At 59.5% G+C, this 17,036-nt stretch carries 17 protein-coding genes and 1 tRNA gene; 12 read left to right on the top strand and 6 right to left on the bottom strand.

Annotated features, from left to right (window positions below; translation table 11 throughout):
• Positions 1-13: 13 nt before the first annotated feature.
• The 5 genes from ybeY to HMPREF2849_RS05890 are packed head-to-tail and all read left to right on the top strand — an operon-like array spanning position 14 to position 4,323.
• Positions 14-547, top strand: coding sequence for an rRNA maturation RNase YbeY (ybeY, locus tag HMPREF2849_RS05910; RefSeq protein ID WP_005511056.1), 534 nt, complete (start codon positions 14-16; stop codon positions 545-547).
• A complete protein-coding gene (locus tag HMPREF2849_RS05905; RefSeq protein WP_070862735.1) occupies positions 544-1,872 on the top strand; it encodes a hemolysin family protein in 1,329 nt (442 codons plus the stop codon). The genes ybeY and HMPREF2849_RS05905 overlap by 4 nt, the downstream gene beginning before the upstream one ends.
• Positions 1,873-1,876: 4 nt before the next feature.
• Complete coding sequence (gene era, locus HMPREF2849_RS05900) at positions 1,877-2,818, top strand: GTPase Era (protein WP_042389423.1); 942 nt, start codon at positions 1,877-1,879, stop codon at positions 2,816-2,818.
• 4 nt (positions 2,819-2,822) lie between these two features.
• Positions 2,823-3,572, top strand: coding sequence for a DNA repair protein RecO (gene recO, locus HMPREF2849_RS05895; RefSeq protein ID WP_016423113.1), 750 nt, complete (start codon positions 2,823-2,825; stop codon positions 3,570-3,572).
• A gap of 28 nt (positions 3,573-3,600) precedes the next feature.
• Positions 3,601-4,323, top strand: a complete 723-nt coding sequence (locus HMPREF2849_RS05890) for an isoprenyl transferase (protein WP_016423112.1) — start codon at positions 3,601-3,603, stop codon at positions 4,321-4,323.
• Between the two features lie 37 nt (positions 4,324-4,360).
• Here the strand turns inward: HMPREF2849_RS05890 and HMPREF2849_RS05885 are convergent, their stop codons facing one another.
• Positions 4,361-4,855 carry a Fur family transcriptional regulator gene (locus HMPREF2849_RS05885; protein WP_016423111.1) on the bottom strand — a complete coding sequence of 165 codons (495 nt, stop codon included), beginning with the start codon at positions 4,853-4,855 and terminating at the stop codon, positions 4,361-4,363.
• Between the two features lie 190 nt (positions 4,856-5,045).
• Between HMPREF2849_RS05885 and HMPREF2849_RS05880 the strand changes: the two genes are divergently transcribed.
• From HMPREF2849_RS05880 to HMPREF2849_RS05870, 3 genes are read left to right on the top strand one after another with little or no spacing between them, the layout of a single operon-like run.
• Positions 5,046-6,431: a glycine--tRNA ligase gene (locus HMPREF2849_RS05880; RefSeq protein ID WP_049170727.1), complete on the top strand. Its 1,386-nt coding sequence runs from the start codon at positions 5,046-5,048 to the stop codon at positions 6,429-6,431.
• Positions 6,431-7,000: a hypothetical protein gene (locus HMPREF2849_RS05875; protein WP_016423109.1), complete on the top strand. Its 570-nt coding sequence runs from the start codon at positions 6,431-6,433 to the stop codon at positions 6,998-7,000. Before HMPREF2849_RS05880 ends, HMPREF2849_RS05875 begins: the two co-directional genes overlap by 1 nt.
• On the top strand, positions 6,988-7,404 hold the full coding sequence (locus tag HMPREF2849_RS05870; protein ID WP_016423108.1) for a hypothetical protein: 417 nt from the start codon (positions 6,988-6,990) through the stop codon (positions 7,402-7,404). Before HMPREF2849_RS05875 ends, HMPREF2849_RS05870 begins: the two co-directional genes overlap by 13 nt.
• An 8-nt stretch (positions 7,405-7,412) precedes the next feature.
• Here HMPREF2849_RS05870 and HMPREF2849_RS05865 read toward each other — a convergent pair whose 3' ends face one another.
• Positions 7,413-9,446, bottom strand: a complete 2,034-nt coding sequence (locus tag HMPREF2849_RS05865) for a TPM domain-containing protein (RefSeq protein ID WP_246822128.1) — start codon at positions 9,444-9,446, stop codon at positions 7,413-7,415.
• Positions 9,447-9,474: 28 nt separating this feature from the next.
• On the opposite strand from HMPREF2849_RS05865, the gene HMPREF2849_RS05860 reads away from it, so the two are divergent.
• Positions 9,475-10,767, top strand: a complete 1,293-nt coding sequence (locus HMPREF2849_RS05860; protein ID WP_016423106.1) for a deoxyguanosinetriphosphate triphosphohydrolase — start codon at positions 9,475-9,477, stop codon at positions 10,765-10,767.
• A 15-nt stretch (positions 10,768-10,782) separates the two neighbouring features.
• On the opposite strand, the gene HMPREF2849_RS05855 is transcribed toward HMPREF2849_RS05860, so the two are convergent.
• Complete coding sequence (locus HMPREF2849_RS05855) at positions 10,783-11,358, bottom strand: TetR/AcrR family transcriptional regulator (RefSeq protein WP_048732681.1); 576 nt, start codon at positions 11,356-11,358, stop codon at positions 10,783-10,785.
• A gap of 69 nt (positions 11,359-11,427) precedes the next feature.
• On the opposite strand from HMPREF2849_RS05855, the gene HMPREF2849_RS05850 reads away from it, so the two are divergent.
• A complete protein-coding gene (locus HMPREF2849_RS05850; protein ID WP_246822126.1) occupies positions 11,428-12,138 on the top strand; it encodes a GAP family protein in 711 nt (236 codons plus the stop codon).
• A gap of 26 nt (positions 12,139-12,164) precedes the next feature.
• Here the strand turns inward: HMPREF2849_RS05850 and HMPREF2849_RS05845 are convergent, their stop codons facing one another.
• A complete protein-coding gene (locus HMPREF2849_RS05845; protein ID WP_070862733.1) occupies positions 12,165-12,683 on the bottom strand; it encodes a guanyl-specific ribonuclease in 519 nt (172 codons plus the stop codon).
• A gap of 119 nt (positions 12,684-12,802) precedes the next feature.
• Here HMPREF2849_RS05845 and dnaG point away from each other — a divergent pair, with 119 nt between their 5' ends.
• Entirely contained in the window at positions 12,803-14,734 is a 1,932-nt protein-coding gene (gene dnaG / locus HMPREF2849_RS05840; RefSeq protein ID WP_080969560.1) for a DNA primase, read from the top strand.
• 49 nt (positions 14,735-14,783) lie between these two features.
• On the opposite strand, the gene HMPREF2849_RS05835 is transcribed toward dnaG, so the two are convergent.
• Together HMPREF2849_RS05835 and HMPREF2849_RS05830 are read right to left on the bottom strand one after the other, a co-directional pair.
• A complete protein-coding gene (locus tag HMPREF2849_RS05835; RefSeq protein WP_070642011.1) occupies positions 14,784-15,416 on the bottom strand; it encodes an MBL fold metallo-hydrolase in 633 nt (210 codons plus the stop codon).
• Positions 15,413-16,570 carry an S-(hydroxymethyl)mycothiol dehydrogenase gene (locus HMPREF2849_RS05830; protein ID WP_070862746.1) on the bottom strand — a complete coding sequence of 386 codons (1,158 nt, stop codon included), beginning with the start codon at positions 16,568-16,570 and terminating at the stop codon, positions 15,413-15,415. The genes HMPREF2849_RS05835 and HMPREF2849_RS05830 overlap by 4 nt, the downstream gene beginning before the upstream one ends.
• A 276-nt stretch (positions 16,571-16,846) precedes the next feature.
• Here HMPREF2849_RS05830 and HMPREF2849_RS05825 point away from each other — a divergent pair.
• A tRNA-Asn gene (locus HMPREF2849_RS05825) sits at positions 16,847-16,918 on the top strand.
• Positions 16,919-17,036 lie beyond the last annotated feature (118 nt).

Genomic DNA, 17,036 nt, shown 5'->3' with positions numbered 1-17,036 from the left:
ACGCTGAAATTACATGAGCATTGAAGTTTTCAACGAGTCCGGTCAGGGCGTCAATGAAGAGTCGCTTATCGACGTTGCCCGTTATGCGCTGGGCCGCCTGGACGTGCATCCGGCAGCCGAGCTGAGCATTCACATTGTCGACTTGAAGACGATCGAAGACCTCCATGTGCGCTGGCTGGATCTGCCGGGTCCGACAGATGTGATGAGCTTCCCGATGGATGAGCTCACTCCTGGCTCTGGCCGACCAGATGCAGCTAGCCCAGGGCCTGCAATGCTGGGCGACATTGTGTTGTGCCCGGAGTTTGCCGCGGGGCAGGCGGAGCGTGCAGGTCATCCGCTGAGCCACGAGTTGGTTCTGCTCACCGTGCACGGCGTACTGCACCTGTTGGGTTATGACCATGTCACGGCGGAGGAAGAGCGCCAGATGTTCTCCCTGCAGAATGGCCTGTTGGCGGATTGGTACGACGACATCGATCGTCGTGGCGTGAGCTTTTCCGAAAAACCAATTAACCCCAATGCGTTCCCGGAGCGTTCTAACGAGCGATGATCACTTTGATAAATGTCGCCGTTGTGGCGATGATCTGCGCTGGCGGACTTAACACAGTCGAAACTGCGGTCGCAGGGATTTCCCGTGCGCGCGTGGCCGAGCTGCAGCGTGACGAGGTCGCGGGTGCTAATGCGCTTCTCAAGGTCGTAGAAAATCGGGCTCGGCACGTCAATGTGCTGGTGATTTTGCGGACGCTGTGCGAGTCAATCGGTGCAGTGACGCTTGCGGCAGTTTGTCTTAAGCTTTTCGAGCCGGAGCGCTGGGCCATTGTGGCTGCAGTGGTGTTGCTGGCTCTGTTCACCTTCCTGGTCCTCGGGGTGTTTTCCCGCACCATGGGTCGGAAGAATCCGTACTCGATTTCCCTCGCCACCGCGGTCGTCCTGAGTTTTATGGCCAAGGTGTTGGGGCCACTGGAAAAGCTGCTGATTTGGTTCGGCAACATCATCACACCTGGTGGTGGCTTCCGCGATGGCCCGTTCGCCACTGAAGTCGAGTTGCGCGAGATGGTCGATATCGCCCAGGAGCGCGGCATTGTGGAGCACGATGAGCGCCGCATGATTCAGTCTGTGTTCGATCTCGCGGAAACGTCGGCACGCGTTGTTATGGTTCCGCGCCCAGAGATGGTGTGGATTGAGGCGGATAAGCACTGTGGTCAGGCAGTGGCCCTATGCGTGAAGTCGGGTCACTCGCGACTGCCGGTGATTGGCGAGAGCGTTGAGGACATCGTCGGCGTCATTTACTTGAAGGACATTGTCCAGCAGACGTACTCGCGTACTGATGGTGGCCGCGGTGTTCGCGTCTCCGAAGTCATGCGCGACTGCGTTTTTGTTCCCGACTCCAAGCCACTGGATGATCTGCTCGATGAAATGCAGCGCACCCGCAATCACATCGCCATTCTCATCGACGAATACGGATCGGTCGCCGGTCTTATCTCTATTGAGGACATCCTCGAGGAGATTGTCGGTGAGATTGCCGACGAATACGACGAGGCCGAGCAGGCCCCCATCGAACCACTGGGGGATGCCTCCTACCGCGTGCAGGCGCGCCTCAGCTTGGGCGAGCTCATAGAGCTTTACGACGAAGCCCACGGGCGCCAACTCGTCTTCGATGACGAGGTCACCGATGAGGTGGATACGGTCTCCGGTCTGTTGGCATATGAGCTTGGACGTGTGCCACTGCCCGGTTCGTACGTAGAATATGCAGGACTGAAGTTTACCGCCGAGGGCTCGCGTGACCGTCGTGGTCGTATGCGGGTACGCACTGTGGTGGTGGAGCCGACTGCGGAGTTTTACTCCGAGGAAGAAGATACTGATGGGCAATCTTGATGACATGCTGGCCAATGCTGGACTTGGCGGAGATGCTGATGATTACAGTGCGCCGGAGGGCTTTCGCTCTGGGTTCGTCTCTATCGTGGGGCGTCCGAATACCGGTAAGTCCACGCTGACCAATTCCCTGGTGGGCGAGAAGATCGCTATTACCGCTAACCAGCCGGAAACCACGCGTCATCCAGTCCGAGGTGTAGTCCACCGCGAGAACTGTCAGATTGTTGTCGTGGATACGCCAGGTCTGCACAAGCCACGCACGCTGCTCGGTGAGCGCCTGAATGACATGGTTCAGGAGACCTACTCCGATGTGGACTTGGTCGCGATGGTCGTGCCTGCCGACGAGAAAATTGGCCCCGGTGACCGCTGGATTTACGAGAACGTCTCCAAAGGTTGCAAGAACATCATGGGCATTGTGTCCAAGGTGGATAAGGTCTCGCGCGATACCATTATTGAGCGCCTGATTGAGCTGCAGGAGTTGCTCGGTCCGGATGCCGAGCTTGTGCCACTGTCGTCGAAGTCCGGCGAGAACATCAACACGCTGATTGATGTCATGGCTTCCCAATTGCCGGAGGGACCGCGCCTGTATCCGAAGGGTCACATCACCGATGAGGATTTGCACACCCGGATGGCAGAGCTCATCCGCGAGGCGGCCCTCGGCGGTCTGCGCGATGAGTTGCCGCACTCCGTGGCAGTCCAGATCGATGAGGTGCTGCCAAACCAGGACCGCGAAGGCGTCCTGGATGTCCACGCCGTTATCTATGTCGAGCGTTCGGGGCAGAAGTCCATCCTCATGGGGCGCGACGGTCGACGCATGGGCACCACCATTCATAAGGCTCGTAAGGAACTCATTGCGCTGCTCGGTCAGAATGTTTACCTCGACCTGCGCGTGAAGGTGCTGAAGGACTGGCAGTCGGACCCGAAGCAGCTGGGCAAGTTGGGATTCTAAAAAGTTGGTCGAGCCGTATCGCGACCGTGCGCTGGTCGTACGCCGCTACGACCTCGGAGAAGCCGACCGCATCATCGTCCTTTTCACCCGCGACCACGGCCTAGTCCGCGGTGTCGCCAAAGGCGTGCGGCGCGCGAAGAGCCGCTTCGGCTCCCGCCTATCGCCATTCGTCGACGTGGATGTCAACATCTACCCACGCCGAGGACTGTCCACTATCGCAGGTGCAGATACCGTGCGCACGTGGGCAGCACCGCTTGTCGACGACTATGCGCGCTACACCTGTGCGTGTGCAGTCCTGGACGTCGCCGAACGCATTGTCGGCGAGGAGCAAGTGCCGGCTCCCGAATTGTGGGATCTCACCACCCAATCGCTCGACGACGTTGCGGCCGGTCGCCATCGCCCCGATTTGTTGCTGACCTCCTACATCCTGCGAGCAATGGCGCAGGCAGGTTGGCAGCCAAGCCTCTTTGAATGCGCAGGCTGCGGCAAAGCCGGGCCTCATCATGCGTTTTCTCCCGCATTAGGTGGAGCAGTGTGCACCAACTGCAGGCCACCGGGTGCAGATACTCCGCCGACCGAGGTTCTGCATCTGATGTGGCAGCTTGCTCATGAGCAATGGGCGGGCATCGATACGTCGTCAAGCGAATTCGAGGGACGGATGGCGACGGCGCGTACCCTAACGGCGAAGTACCTGCAGTACTACCTGGGCCGCCGGGTGCCGGCGCTGGAACATGTGGATGCTTTTTGGCAGTAAACAGTAGCGGTGGGGCACAATAGGAAGCGTGTTGAATCCTCCTGTACCGCAGCAATTCGTGCCCAATCACATCGCGCTCGTGATGGACGGCAATGGTAGATGGGCCGAACAGCGTGGGCTCAAACGCACCGAAGGGCACAAGCGTGGCGAGGCCGTGCTGATGGAGTGCGTCGATGCTTGTTTGGAGATGGGCGTCAAGCACCTGTCGGCCTACGCATTTTCCACTGAGAATTGGCGTCGTTCGGTCGATGAGGTCCGATTCCTCATGGGCTTTAATCGCGATGTGCTGCGTCGACGTCGTGATGAGCTGGATTCGAAGAACGTTCGCGTGCGTTGGGCAGGGCGTCGTCCGCGACTGTGGCGCTCGGTGATTAAGGAACTTGAGATTGCCGAGGAACAGACGAAGGACAATGACGCGCTAACTCTGTATATGTGCGTCAACTACGGTGGTCGCGCTGAAATTGTTGATGCTGCTAGAGAGATTGCTCGTCAGGCAGCAGCGGGGGAGCTCAGCGAATATGACTTGACCGAGAAGTCTTTCGCACAGTTCCTGGATGAGCCGACTATGCCGGATGTTGATCTGTTCTTGCGTCCGTCGGGCGAGCAGCGCACGTCCAACTTCTTGATCTGGCAGTCCGCCTATGCGGAGATGGTCTATCAAGACAAGCTTTTCCCGGATTTCGGTCGGGATGACATGCGCGCCGCAGTGGTGGAGTACGCAAAGCGCGACCGTAGGTTCGGCAAGGCCTAGAGCCGATATTTTTTTAGGGGGGGGGAGGGAGCCCGGGCTACTTCTTCTGGCAGTCCCTGCACAGGCCGAAGACCTCAGCAGTGTGCCCGGTCAGATTAAAACCGTGCTCCTCCGCAAGGCTGTGCGCCCACTGCTCGACAGGGCCGCCGGCGACTTCAACGGTGCTGCCGCAATCGGTGCAGACCAGGTGATGATGGTGGTGGTCACCGCACAGCCGGTACAGAGCCTCTCCGGAGGCATTGTGCAGAACATCGACAATGTCCATTTCTGCAAGGGACTGGAGCGTCCGATAGACCGTCGTCAAGCCGACCTTGTCCCCACGTTCCGTCAGCGACTTATGAATGTCAGCAGCGGAGCGAAAATTAGGGGCCTCACTCATAATCGACACGACGGCGCGGCGTTGGCGAGTACTGCGCTGGCCGATGCGGGTTGCGGCCGGCCGCGCGGAGGCGTGTGCCCCGGTGCTAGCGGGGGAGCCCGTACCACGTGGGTTTTCGCCAGAACTAACTTCGTGCATATCTTCGCCAGCCATGTAACCGACACTACCCGGTATCGGTTGGACAAGATGCGCTAGAGTATAGGGGAACTTTTAACTGGCCTGTTGGGGTCAGTACATTTTGCTTTTCATTATGTCGTTCGCCGCACGGAACGGGCTGAATTGTGTGCCCGGAAAAGGCGTGTGGTGTGCGATGCGAAGCCATTTATAAGGAGTGGTCTAGACCGTGGCACCTAAGTCAGTTGTCGATACCGTCGCCAACCTGTGTAAGCGCAGGGGGTTCGTTTACCCGTGTGGTGAAATTTACGGCGGTACCCGCTCGGCATGGGATTACGGTCCCCTGGGTGTGGAGCTGAAGGAAAACATCAAGCGCCAGTGGTGGAAGACCTTCGTCACCGGCCGTAAGGATGTCGTCGGCCTGGATTCCTCCATTATCCTGCCGCGCCAGGTCTGGGAAGCTTCCGGCCACGTCGCTACCTTCACCGACCCGCTGGTGGAGTCCCTGCACACCCACAAGCGCTACCGCGCTGACCACCTGCTGGAGGCCTACGAGGCCAAGCACGGTCACCCGCCGGCCAATGGTTTGGCAGACGTTCCGGACCCGGAGACCGGTCAGCCGGGCAACTGGACCGAGCCGCAGATGTTCTCCGGTCTGATGAAGACCTTCCTCGGCCCGGTCGACAATGAGCAGGGCCTGCACTACATGCGCCCGGAGACCGCTCAGGGTATCTTCGTCAACTTCAAGAACGTTATGACCACGGCTCGCCTGAAGCCACCGTTCGGTATCGGCCAGACCGGTAAGGCATTCCGCAACGAGATCACCCCGGGTAACTTCATCTTCCGTACCCGCGAGTTCGAACAGATGGAGATCGAGTACTTCGTCGCACCGGACCAGGCGGAAGAGAAGTTCGATGAGTGGGTCGACGCCTGCTGGAACTGGTTCATTGACCTGGGCGTTAACCCGGAGAACATGCGTCAGTTCGACGTTCCGAAGGACGAGCGCGCTCACTACTCTGCACGCACGATTGACTTCGAGTACCGCTTCCACTTCCAGGGCAACGAGTGGGGCGAGCTGATGGGTGTCGCCAACCGTACGGACTACGACCTCGGCTGCCACATCGAGCACTCCAAGGAAGACCTGCGTTACCACGACCAGGTCACCGGCGAAAAGTACGTTCCGTACGTCATTGAGCCGTCCTTCGGTCTGACCCGCGCCTTGATGGCCTTCCTGTGTGATGCCTACACCGAGGAAGAGGTGCCGAACGCAAAGGGCGGCACCGACACCCGTACCGTGCTGAAGCTAGACCCGCGTCTGTCGCCGGTTAAGGTTGCTGTTCTGCCGCTGTCGAAGAAGGACACCCTGACTCCGACCGCTGAGGCTGTCGCGGACAAGCTGCGCCAGTACTGGGCCGTCGATTACGACACCTCCGGTGCTATCGGCCGTCGTTACCGTCGCCAGGATGAGATCGGTACTCCGTTCTGTGTCACCGTTGACTTCGATACTCTCGAGGACAACGCTGTGACCGTCCGTGACCGCGACACCATGGAGCAGGAGCGCGTCAAGATTGACGAGCTGGAAGGCTACCTCGCAGCTCGCCTGGTGGGCTGCTAATGGCCGAAGAAGTTTTTTGGGAATCCTATAGTCTCGGCGACGGCTCTCGGGAAAAATCCGAGCAAACCTGGCCGATTCTGAAGGAAAGCACCGAAGTCGGCACGTACATCCGTGATGAGCAGGGCGATCGCCTCAACACCCCGGAAGGGGAGTGGGTCATTGATGCCTCTGCTAATCACCGTGTTTCCGCCACGCTTCCCAACGGCCGCGTGTTCTCGACCGTTGCTGCTGACCGTGACAAGATTTCGCGAGCCAAGCAGCTTTCAGTGACCTTTGGGCCGGATCGTCCTGAAGGCAAGCTGGTGTGCGAGGGATCGACGAACTACGTCATCGAGAATGCGAAGACCGGCGAGAAGTGGGGTCAGTTTACCGGTGCGTCCCGTGGCGTGCGCCACGCAGAGGTGCAGTTCGACACCGATGAGGGCCGTGCGCTGCCGGAAGAGGAGAAGATCTTCCTGGTCTACAGTGCTCGTCGAGTGCTGGAGTCCCGCATGGTTTCCTCTACCTGGATTCTCACTGTCTGCTTGCTCTTGCTGATTGCCTATATGATTTGGGTGTGGATCGTGTAGCAACTATTGCAGACGGCGTCGTTTACGACGAGAACCAAAAGGCCCTGTCCGACGGCTGGAGCTGTCAGGACGGGGTCTTTAGTGCTTTCTGGATCACCTCGTCACAAGGGCGTGGCTGGCAGGTGAAAGCCCGCTTTTTTAGCACGAACGCGCTAGTGATGACGAATCCGGATGAGGGGGATTCTTTCGTCCTAAACAGAGAAGGACGGGGAATTCGCACGGTCTTCGACATCGAGCGGCCAGGCTATGAGCTCGCCCGAATCGTCAGAGAGGACAGTCTAGGCCGAGGGGTATTTGGTGTCTATGCCCAGAAAGGAGACTTCCGGGGGAGTTTCGAAGACTGGCTGATTGCCGCCGCTCTGGCGACGTGGTCTGTGGATGGACCACGCCAGATGCGAATTTAGGCGGGAATCTAGAAGCCCATTGTGCTGCCGGAGCCGCCTGGTCGGCTCGAACCTCCGCCGAAACCGCCGAAGCCACCGATGCTGCCACCAAAGCCGCTGTTGTTGCTGAGCATGCTTCCCAGCACCATGCCGGCGACCATCGATCCGTTGCTGCCGCCACCGCGGCGCTGATCCTGGTAGCGGCGGATGTCACGGCGGGCCAAGTCAGCGGCCTCAGCCGCGAGCTTGCGCGCACGACGTGCGTAGGCCAACGCCTTTCGCGGATCGTCGTTGGCCAAGCCCTGAGCAGAGCCGTAAGCACGCTGCGCCTCCGCGAGGCGAGTGCGAGCCTCAGCGCCAACCACACGGCGGCGGGTAGCAATTAAGTCAGCCGCGGCGCGAATGTGATTGTCGGCATCCTGCATGCTGTGCTGCAAAGTAGCGGTAGCGCGGGCGAACGACGCGGCCTTGTCTCGAGCGGAGTCGAGGGCTTCGTCGAGTAGCTCATCGGCATCGGTCAGTGCGGTCCAGGAACTCAGTGGATCCACTTCGGACTTATTGGCTGCCACACCGAGTGCTTCACGGCCTGCTTCGATGGCCGCATTGAGACGCTCGCGGTTGATGTTGGCGCCTTGCGGTGCCGACATCAGGTGCGAGGCCTCATCGATTTCACCGCGGACCTCGGCGATAAGGGAAGCCAGTCCAGCGACTGCAGCGTGAATATCGCTATCGGCGTGTTCAATGGCCTCCAGAAGACTCTCTGCCTGTGTGAGCGCAAAGTCGGTGGCCGACAGCGCATCAATCAGACCACCTTGCTCACCGGCAGGTAGGTCCGCGATGCGGCGGGCCTCAGACATTGACTGGTCAGCCTGATTCAGGTGCTCCGTGGCCATGTCGATATTGTCGGTCACAGAGCTGAGCATCTGCTCTTCGTAACGTGCGCGCAGACCATCGAGAATTTCGCCGGCACGCGGCATACGTGAACGCAGCTCGACACTTCGCTGAGTGAGCTTCGAAATCGTCGCTTCAGCATTCATCAACTCCTGGCGGAGTTTCTGGAAGTTTGCGGCCTCGCCGTCGAGCTGGTCATCCGCAACACCACAGGTGGAGATAATCTCCAGCAGGACACTGCGGCGCTCGATTTCGTCGGACACGGAGCCGTCGTCAAGCTGTTGGCGAAGTGCAAACGCACGCTCGAGCGTGGACTGAGAGTGCTTCAGTGCGTTGTCGAAGCTGCGGATGCGTTCGGTGCCGAACTCAGCGCGGGCGAGGTCGAGCTCGGTGCGGGCTTTGCGAATGGACTCATCGGTACTGACAATCTCATCGTGCGCAAGAACATCGAGCGAGCTGGTGCTCAGCGAGTCCAGCGAAGAGACATCCTTGGGGTCGATGTTGCGGCCACGAGCGATCTCCTCCTCATCGCGCTTCTTCTTATTGCGGCGGCCCACGGCCCAGGTGGCGCCACCGACAACGGCAGCACCACCGAGGCCGGCACCGAGCGCCCACCCACCGGCGGAGCCGCTGCCACCGCCTGCCTCGGCGATGGCAGCTTCACCCGCAGCCGCCCAGTTATCGTCCTCTAACAGCTGCCCTTGAGCTGCTCTGTTGATGGCCTCCGCGTTGCGGGGGAAGGAGTCTCCGACGAAAGCGCCGAGGTTTCGGTCTTCCACAGCGACGACGATGACACCGCGGTTGTCAGCAGCTCCGAGGCGTTCCCAGGCCTGCTGTGCCCACTGTTCGCCCTGAATGCCGTCGAAGCTCTTGATGTAAAACACCGAGAACAGGAGTCGCTTGTCGGTCTTGAGTTGCTGAATCTGCTCCTTCAGACGAGCTTCATCGCCGCTGCTCAGCACACCTGCGAGATCAGCCACCTCGCCCGACACATCTGTCGGTGCCTCGGCGTGCGACAGTGGTGCTGACGGTGCGAGTGCCAGCAGCGAAGCAGGTGCGTGAACCGGTGGCTGTGCCGGTAGCGCGGCAGTAATTAGCGGCAAGCTCAGGCCGAGAAAAGCACCCGATGCGGCAAGGTAAAGGGGGCGAAACACGCGATTCCTGTCAGACATATCTACAAGGATACGTAACAATAATTACGTGGCCGGTAAATTTTCGTATTCATCTTTTGAACTCGCTCGTATTGTCGAGGAGTCTCCGAAGCAGTCATTGCTGCCCGGGGTGCAGTCCTTAGAATCTCACCGGGCGGCGTTTGCGCGAGATCGCGCCCGCGTCCTGCACTCCGCAGCGCTGCGCAGGCTGGCTGACAAAACCCAGGTTGTGGGGCCAGGGGAGGGCGATACTCCGCGCACACGCCTGACTCACTCGCTGGAGGTCGCGCAGATTTCCCGCGGAATCGCCAGCGAGTTGGGTGCAGATGAGGATCTCGCAGAGCTGGCCGGCCTGACGCATGACATCGGGCATCCGCCGTATGGTCACAACGGCGAGCGCGCCCTCAACGAGATTGCTGCTGGGTGCGGCGGGTTTGAGGGCAACGCGCAGACGCTGCGTATTCTCACTCGCCTCGAGCCGAAGGTGCTCGATGGTACAGGTGAGCCCTGCGGACTCAATCTCACTCGGGCGGCGCTCGATGCGGCTTGTAAGTACCCGTGGACACCGATCGGTCCCGATGGTCAGCTCCGCCACAAGTACGGGGCTTACCAGGAAGATGCTGCGATTCTGCAGTGGATTCGCCAGGGCGTTCCGCACGGCAAGCAGTGTCTTGAGGCGCAGATTATGGACTGGTCTGACGATGTCGCCTATTCCGTCCACGATGTCGAGGATGGCATCGTCTCTGGCCGCGTTGACCTGGGTGTTCTGTGGGACACGGTGGAACTGGCCGCGCTCGCTGACAAGGGCGCTGCCGCATTTGGTGGCGATCCAGCGGAGCTCGTCGAGGCTGCCGGGCGTCTTGCCAGCTTGCCGGTGGTATCAGCTGCGGCGTCCTATGATGGTTCGCTGCGCTCGCTGGTCGCGCTGAAACGGATGACCTCGGAGCTGGTCGGCCGTTTCGTCACGGCTTCCGTCGCGGGTACGCGTGCTGCCTCCGGGTCGACGCTTCCGCTCGGGCGTTACGACGCGGACCTCGCCGTGCCCAGCTCGATTCTGGCGGAGGTCACCATGCTGAAGACCATCGCCGTGCTGTATGTGATGGATCTTCCGCGTCATATTCGCCGTCAGGAGCGTGAACGCGATCGTCTTTTCCGGGTGGCCGAGTATCTGCAGGAAGGTGCTCCAGGGACGCTTGATCCGATGTTCCAGTGGCTCTATTCCCGGGCGGAGAGTGACCAAGCGCGGCTGCGGGTTATCGTTGATCAGCTAGCGTCGATGACGGAATCGCGTGTAGAGCGGCTTGATCGCCAGATTGCTGGTGTGGCTGCGGCGTGGGGGTAGTGCTGTCAGCGATTACTATTTTTGAAGTATCCGCTGAAGGCTACTACTGAGGTCATCGGAAAGCGCCTTCGTAGTCTCTGCGTCGGGCTTCGCATGCATGTAATCGAGGGCTAGTCCATTTACGATAGCTGTGATGAGCCGGGCCGTCTGAGCTATATCTCCAGGGACGTCTGCGGCGGACAGTGCTGAAATGAGATGGTCCTGGAATCTACTGAGTTCGTTCTGGTACTCCTGGGCCAGGACTTTGCGTGTTGATGCAGCGGCACCGAGGATAACCCACAGTGCTGCGTCTTCGCGCTGTATTGGGCCGATGGGGAGTAGTTCGAGCAGGGAGCGGTGGAGCTGTTCTAGCGGCGAGGTATTCGATTGAAAGCGTAACGACGAGACTCTTTCATGCTGTCGTGCTGCCGAGCGCAGAAGTGCCCTGCTGAGTAGTTCGTCTTTCGTGCCCATAAAATACTGCACTGTTCCAGGGGCTACGCCCGCCTGTTGAGCCACTTTTCGAACGCTGACAACGTCGAACCCCTGGTTAACAATTACTTTGATTGCTGCATCGGAAATGGCTTTTTCTTGAGGTGACATCATGCTCATATCCTAAAACTCCTTTGGGGTTTCATTCGCGCCACTTCCCGTACGACTGTATGATAGTTTACTATACGAATGTACGAGGGAGTGATGGAGATGGACTATCTTGTTCTTGTGGGGCTTGCGCTTCTTGACAGTCTCAGTGCTGGAACCCTGCTGATTCCAGTAGTGCTGCTCATCGTCTGGCGGAGGATGAGGGGTGCCGAATACGTTACTTATTTAGGGACAATTGTCTTGTCCTACTTTGCGGTTGGCATCGCGCTCTTTTTCGGCCTGCGTCAGGCTTTAGACGCAGTCTCGGGCATTGCATCCAACACTTTGTTCAGTTGGGTGATGATGGTGTTGGGTATTTTGTTAGCTGCTTACGGAATCCTGGCACCGAATCCCAAGAAACGGACCGTCGAAGAGGTAATTGAATCTCGGTCGGAGGACACTAAGAAAGGTTCTGCCGGTCTCCCTGCGATGGTGGGTTTAGCCTTAGCTGCAGCAGTTGTCGAGGTCGGTACGATGTTGCCGTACTTGGCGGCAATCGGAATTATTGAATCGATGGCAGTGCCTTTCGCAGTGCAACTGCTTATCCTCGCGCTCTACTGTGTAGTGATGATTTCGCCCGCAGTCATTGTTGGAGTGCTCTTCGCAGCCTTTGGAGATAAGGTCTACAACCGGGTAGTGAGCGTTATCCCCCGGTTGGAATATGAAACAAAGGTCACTGTTTTGTGGGTGGCAGCAATAATTGGCATCGTTCTTGTTGCCCGGAGCGCAAATCAACTCGGTTTTATCGGGTAGCGCTAATTCCGCAGTGATACTTTGGCTCACTCCTCCGCGTCAGGAATTTCGCAGAAGCTCTCGTAGTGGTCGTCGGTGTAGTACCAGACATCCGGGTCATTTTCGGAACCGCCGCCGACAACGATGCGGCGTGCACCGCGGCTGGAATTGCCCGGGGTGGTCACGGTGTATTCGCGGTAGTAGTCACCGCGCTCCTTCGGCAGGCGTCCCTCGTAGTTGCCGAAGTGCTTGCCGTCGTGCTGCGAATAGATGTGGTCCTGGTCGGTCAGGATGCGGTCGATGACATCGTCGGCCTCCTGCGGCAGGGTATCTACTGCGCAGGTGGCACCCTTGGTGCCAGCCTTGTTGCTGCCCGAGTTGGGGCCAGGTTTAGGGCCTGGTTTCGCGCTGGGCGCAGCGGAAGTCTGCGTTTCGGTATTCTGCGACCCCTGTGAGTTCTCGGATGCCGTAGAGTTCTGGTCTCCGCCATCGAGCCCGAAATAACTACCAGCCAGCACCAGGGCGGCAGCGCCTACGCCGCTCGCAATCTTCTTCCACTCAGCCATGGCTAGTATCTTTCCATATCGGCCGCCGCCGGCACGTTATGGGCTGGGCGCGGGCGGCTCGTCGGTAAGCGAAACCTCTACGGCGGAGTCGATTGGACGGGTTGGGTAAGGTTATTTTCATGGCTAGGGGAAGAATTCCGGACTCCGATATCGCGGCAATCCGCGAACGGACTCCGATTGAGGAGATCGTTGCAGAATACGTGAACCTCAAACCGGCTGGCGCGGATTCTCTGAAAGGGCTTTCGCCTTTTAAAGACGAGCGCACGCCGTCGTTCCACGTACGCCCCAATCATGGCTACTACCACTGCTTTTCCACCGGCAAGGGCGGTGATGTATTCAGCTTCCTCATGGAGATGGAACACCTGTCGTTCCCGGAGGCTGTCGAAGCCTGCGCGGAGAAAATTGGCTTCCACATTAACTATGAGGGCGGCGGCACGGGCCGTCGCGAGGAACCGGGAACTCGCCAGCGTCTCATCGCCGCAAACCGCGAGGCACAGAAGTTCTACCGCGAACAGTTCTCCACTCCAGCGGCAGCGCCCGCGCGCGAGTTTCTGGAAAACCGCGGCTTCACCGCCGAGCACGCGGCCCAGTTCGGCTGTGGCTACTCGCCGGCCGGCTGGGACACTCTAACCAAGCACCTGCAGCGCCTGGGCTTTAGCTTCGAGGAGTTGGACAAGGCGGGTCTTTCCAAGATGGGGCGTATGGGGCCGATCGATCGTTTTCACCGTCGTCTCATGTGGCCGATCCGCAATATGTCCGGCGATGTCATCGGCTTTGGTGCCCGCAAGCTTTTTGACGATGACAATCTGGGCAAGTACATGAACACGCCCGAGACCATGCTGTACAAGAAGTCCAAGGTCCTCTTCGGCCTGGATCTGGCAAAGAAGGATATTGCCGCTGGTCATCAGGCTGTAATCGTGGAGGGCTACACCGACGTCATGGCCATGCACGCCTCGGGCGTGACCACAGCCGTCGCGTCCTGTGGCACCGCTTTCGGCGAGGAGCACCTCCAGCTGCTGCGTCGTCTCATGCTCGACGACAACTTCTTCCGCGGCGAACTCATCTACACCTTCGACGGCGACGAGGCAGGGCAAAAGGCCGCCATGCGCGCCTTCGAGGGGGAGCAGAACTTCACCGGCCAGTCCTACGTCGCGGTCGCGCCGGACGGCATGGATCCGTGTGATCTGCGCCAGAAGAAGGGCGAGGCCGCAGTCCGCGATCTCGTTGCTTCACGACGGCCATTGATCGAATTTGTCCTCCGCACACTTCTGGCCGACTATGACCTGACCACCGCTAATGGCAGGGTCTCCGGGCTGCGCCGAGTGGTGCCTGTCCTGGCCCAGCTCAAGGACGCGGCGTTGCGCGATGAGTATGCCCGCGAAGTTGCCGGCTGGATTGGCTGGAATGATGAAGCCGAGCTGGTGCAGCGCGTCCGCGAGGAGGCCAGTCGGCCACAGAATGAAAAGCGCACTCCCTACCAGCGTCGCCAAGAAGAGGCCCGTGCCCGCGAAGAGGCAGAGGAAGCGCGGCGCCGGCGCAACCCGGCACTGCCGTATCCAAACCCGCGGGACCCTGTGCTCTATGCGCAGCGTGAGGCTCTCAAGTTGGCAATTCAAGAGCCCGCCACCACCGGCCCGGTATTCGATGCGCTCGCACCCGAGACCTTTGGGCATCCGACCTACCGGGCGGTATTCGATGCCATCATGGCTGCAGGTGGTGCCTGCGGGGAAGCGGCCACACAGCCACATAGTTGGGCGACCGCAATTATGGATCAGGCGCGGGAGGACGTCGTCAAGCATCTCGTGACTGAGCTGGGCGTGGAGCAAATCGCCGTCGATGCAGAGACGCTGCGCCCGTATGCGCAGGCGATTCTGGCGCGGTTGCAGGAGGTGTGGGTCGGTGACCAAATTGCACAGCTGAAGGCGATGCTCTCACGAATGCGCCCCTCAGACGACGAAACCGCCTACAACTCGCTGTTCGCGGACCTGCTCGCGATGGAGCAGTACCGCCGCGAACTGCAAGCAGAGGCGGTCAAGGTCGTGTTTGAGTAGCTAGTGGCTAGCGGTTTCTAGGCGCCAGCCACCCGTCAGCGGCTAGCGACTAGTAGCCGCGGCGAATCCACTCTTCCAAGTGCGGAGCCTCGCGGCCAATCGTCGTGTGGTCGCCATGACCCGTGCGGACAGTCGTTTCCGCAGGCAGAGTCAACAGGTTGTCGCGGATGGAGTTAATGATCGTGTCGAAATCCGAGTAGGACCGACCGGTCGCCCCCGGACCGCCGGAAAACAGCGTGTCACCAGAGAACAGCTCCGCGGCCTCCGGCACGTACAGGCAGCACGAGCCAGGGGAGTGACCCGGAGTGTTAATAATGACAACCTCCGTGCCTGCAATCTCCAGGCGCTGACCATGCGCGAGATCCTCGTGCGCCAGGTCCGGCCAGGACTGATCCCACAGCATCTGGTCGCCCGGGTGGACGAGCAGGGGAGCGTCGAGCTTCTCCTGCAGTTCAGGGGCCACAGTGATGTGGTCGTTGTGCGCGTGGGTGCATACAATCGCCTTTACCTTGCGGCCATCCACCGCATCAATAATCGGCTGCGCCTCATGCGCCGCATCGATGACAATGACCTCACGGTCATCGCCGAGCACCCATACGTTGTTGTCTACGTCCCACGTGCCACCATCGAGCGAGAACGTGCCCGACGTGAGAACGTGGTCAACCCTCAAATCCTTGTTCACAGCGTCACCACCGATCGCAGTACCTTACCGGCCTTCATGGTTTCGAAGGCCTCGTCAACATCCTCAATGCCAATGCGTTCCGTCACGAAGCCCTCTAGTGGCAGACGGTTCTGCAACGACAGATCCACCAGCATCGGGAAGTCGCGCTCCGGCAGGCAGTCGCCGTACCAGGACGACTTCAACGCACCACCGCGACTAAACACATCCGCCAGCGGGATGTCCAGCTCCATTGTCGGCGCCGGAACGCCGACCAGAACAACGCGTCCAGCCAGGTCACGGGCGTAGAACGCCTGCTTGTAGGTTTCCGGGCGGCCGACCGCATCAATCACGACGTCAGCACCGAAACCGTCGGTCAGCTCACGCACTCGCTTAACGACGGGATCCTCTTCCCCGGTGCCCTCATCGCTCTTAGCCAGCTCCGCAGAGTTAATGGTCTCGGTCGCGCCGAATTCGCGGGCGGTATCCAGCTTCTCGTCCGAGATGTCGATGGCAATAATCTTGCTAGCGCCGGCCAGCTTGGCACCGGCGATAGCTGCGGTACCAACGCCGCCGCAGCCGATGACGGCTACCGATTCACCGCGCTTAACCTCGCCGGTGTTAATAGCCGCACCGATGCCGGCCATGACACCGCAGCCAAGCAAGCCCGCAACGGCCGGATCGGCTGCCGAATCGACCTTGGTGCACTGGCCCTCGTGGACGAGGGTGGCATCCGCAAAAGCGCCGATTCCAAGTGCTGGGGTGAGGACGGTGCCGTCGGCAAGCGTCATGGGCTTGGAGGCGTTGAAAGTGCTAAAGCAGTACTGTGGCTCACCGCGCTTGCAGGCGCGGCACTCGCCACAGACGGCGCGCCAATTGAGGACGACGAAATCGCCGACGGCAACATGCGTGACCTCTTCGCCAATCTCGGAGACCACGCCTGCGGCCTCGTGGCCGAGGAAGAACGGGTACTCGTCGGTGATATCGCCGTCGCGGTAAGCCAGGTCTGTATGGCAGACGCCGCAGGCCTGGATGTCAACAATGACATCGTTCGGGCCCGGGGACGGGATGCAGATATCAGTAAGTTCTACAGGTGCGCCTTTTTCGCGGGCGATAACGCCGCGCACAACGCGTGCGGTTTGCTCGGTGTTTTCGGTTCCGTTGGTTTGTTCAGACATAAGCCCCATCGTATGAACGCGGTATGAAAAGTGCATGATGGAAAGCGTTTTCAGTACTGGTAGGAGCTTTGTGGGCGCTGTGTGAGGTTGCGTGGATTGCGTGGATTGCGTGGCTCTGAGAACTCACAACGGTGTCATGACGTGTGGGAAAAGAAGGTATAAATTGACCTTTGACCTGGCGATTTGTGAGTTTCAAGGGGTCTGGGTAAAGTATCTATCCGTCGCAAGGAACGGCATGGCCGAAGTTCGGTTTAGCCGGTTCTGTGCGGTGGATATTCCTCCATAGCTCAATGGCAGAGCATTCGACTGTTAATCGAAGGGTTGCTGGTTCGAGTCCAGCTGGAGGAGCAATTAAGCCAGGTAGGACGATGTTTCCTACCTGGCTTTCTTGATTTCTAGGGCGCAAAAGTACGCGGATAATGGGGTAGGTAAGGGTTAAGTAAAGAAAAGTGTGTCTTTTCCGGGC

The organism is Corynebacterium sp. HMSC073B01, assembly GCF_001838255.1.
Lineage (GTDB): Bacteria > Actinomycetota > Actinomycetes > Mycobacteriales > Mycobacteriaceae > Corynebacterium > Corynebacterium jeikeium_D.
The sequence above is the reverse complement of the archived record's forward strand: the minus strand, read 5'-3'. Positions and strand labels throughout refer to the sequence as shown.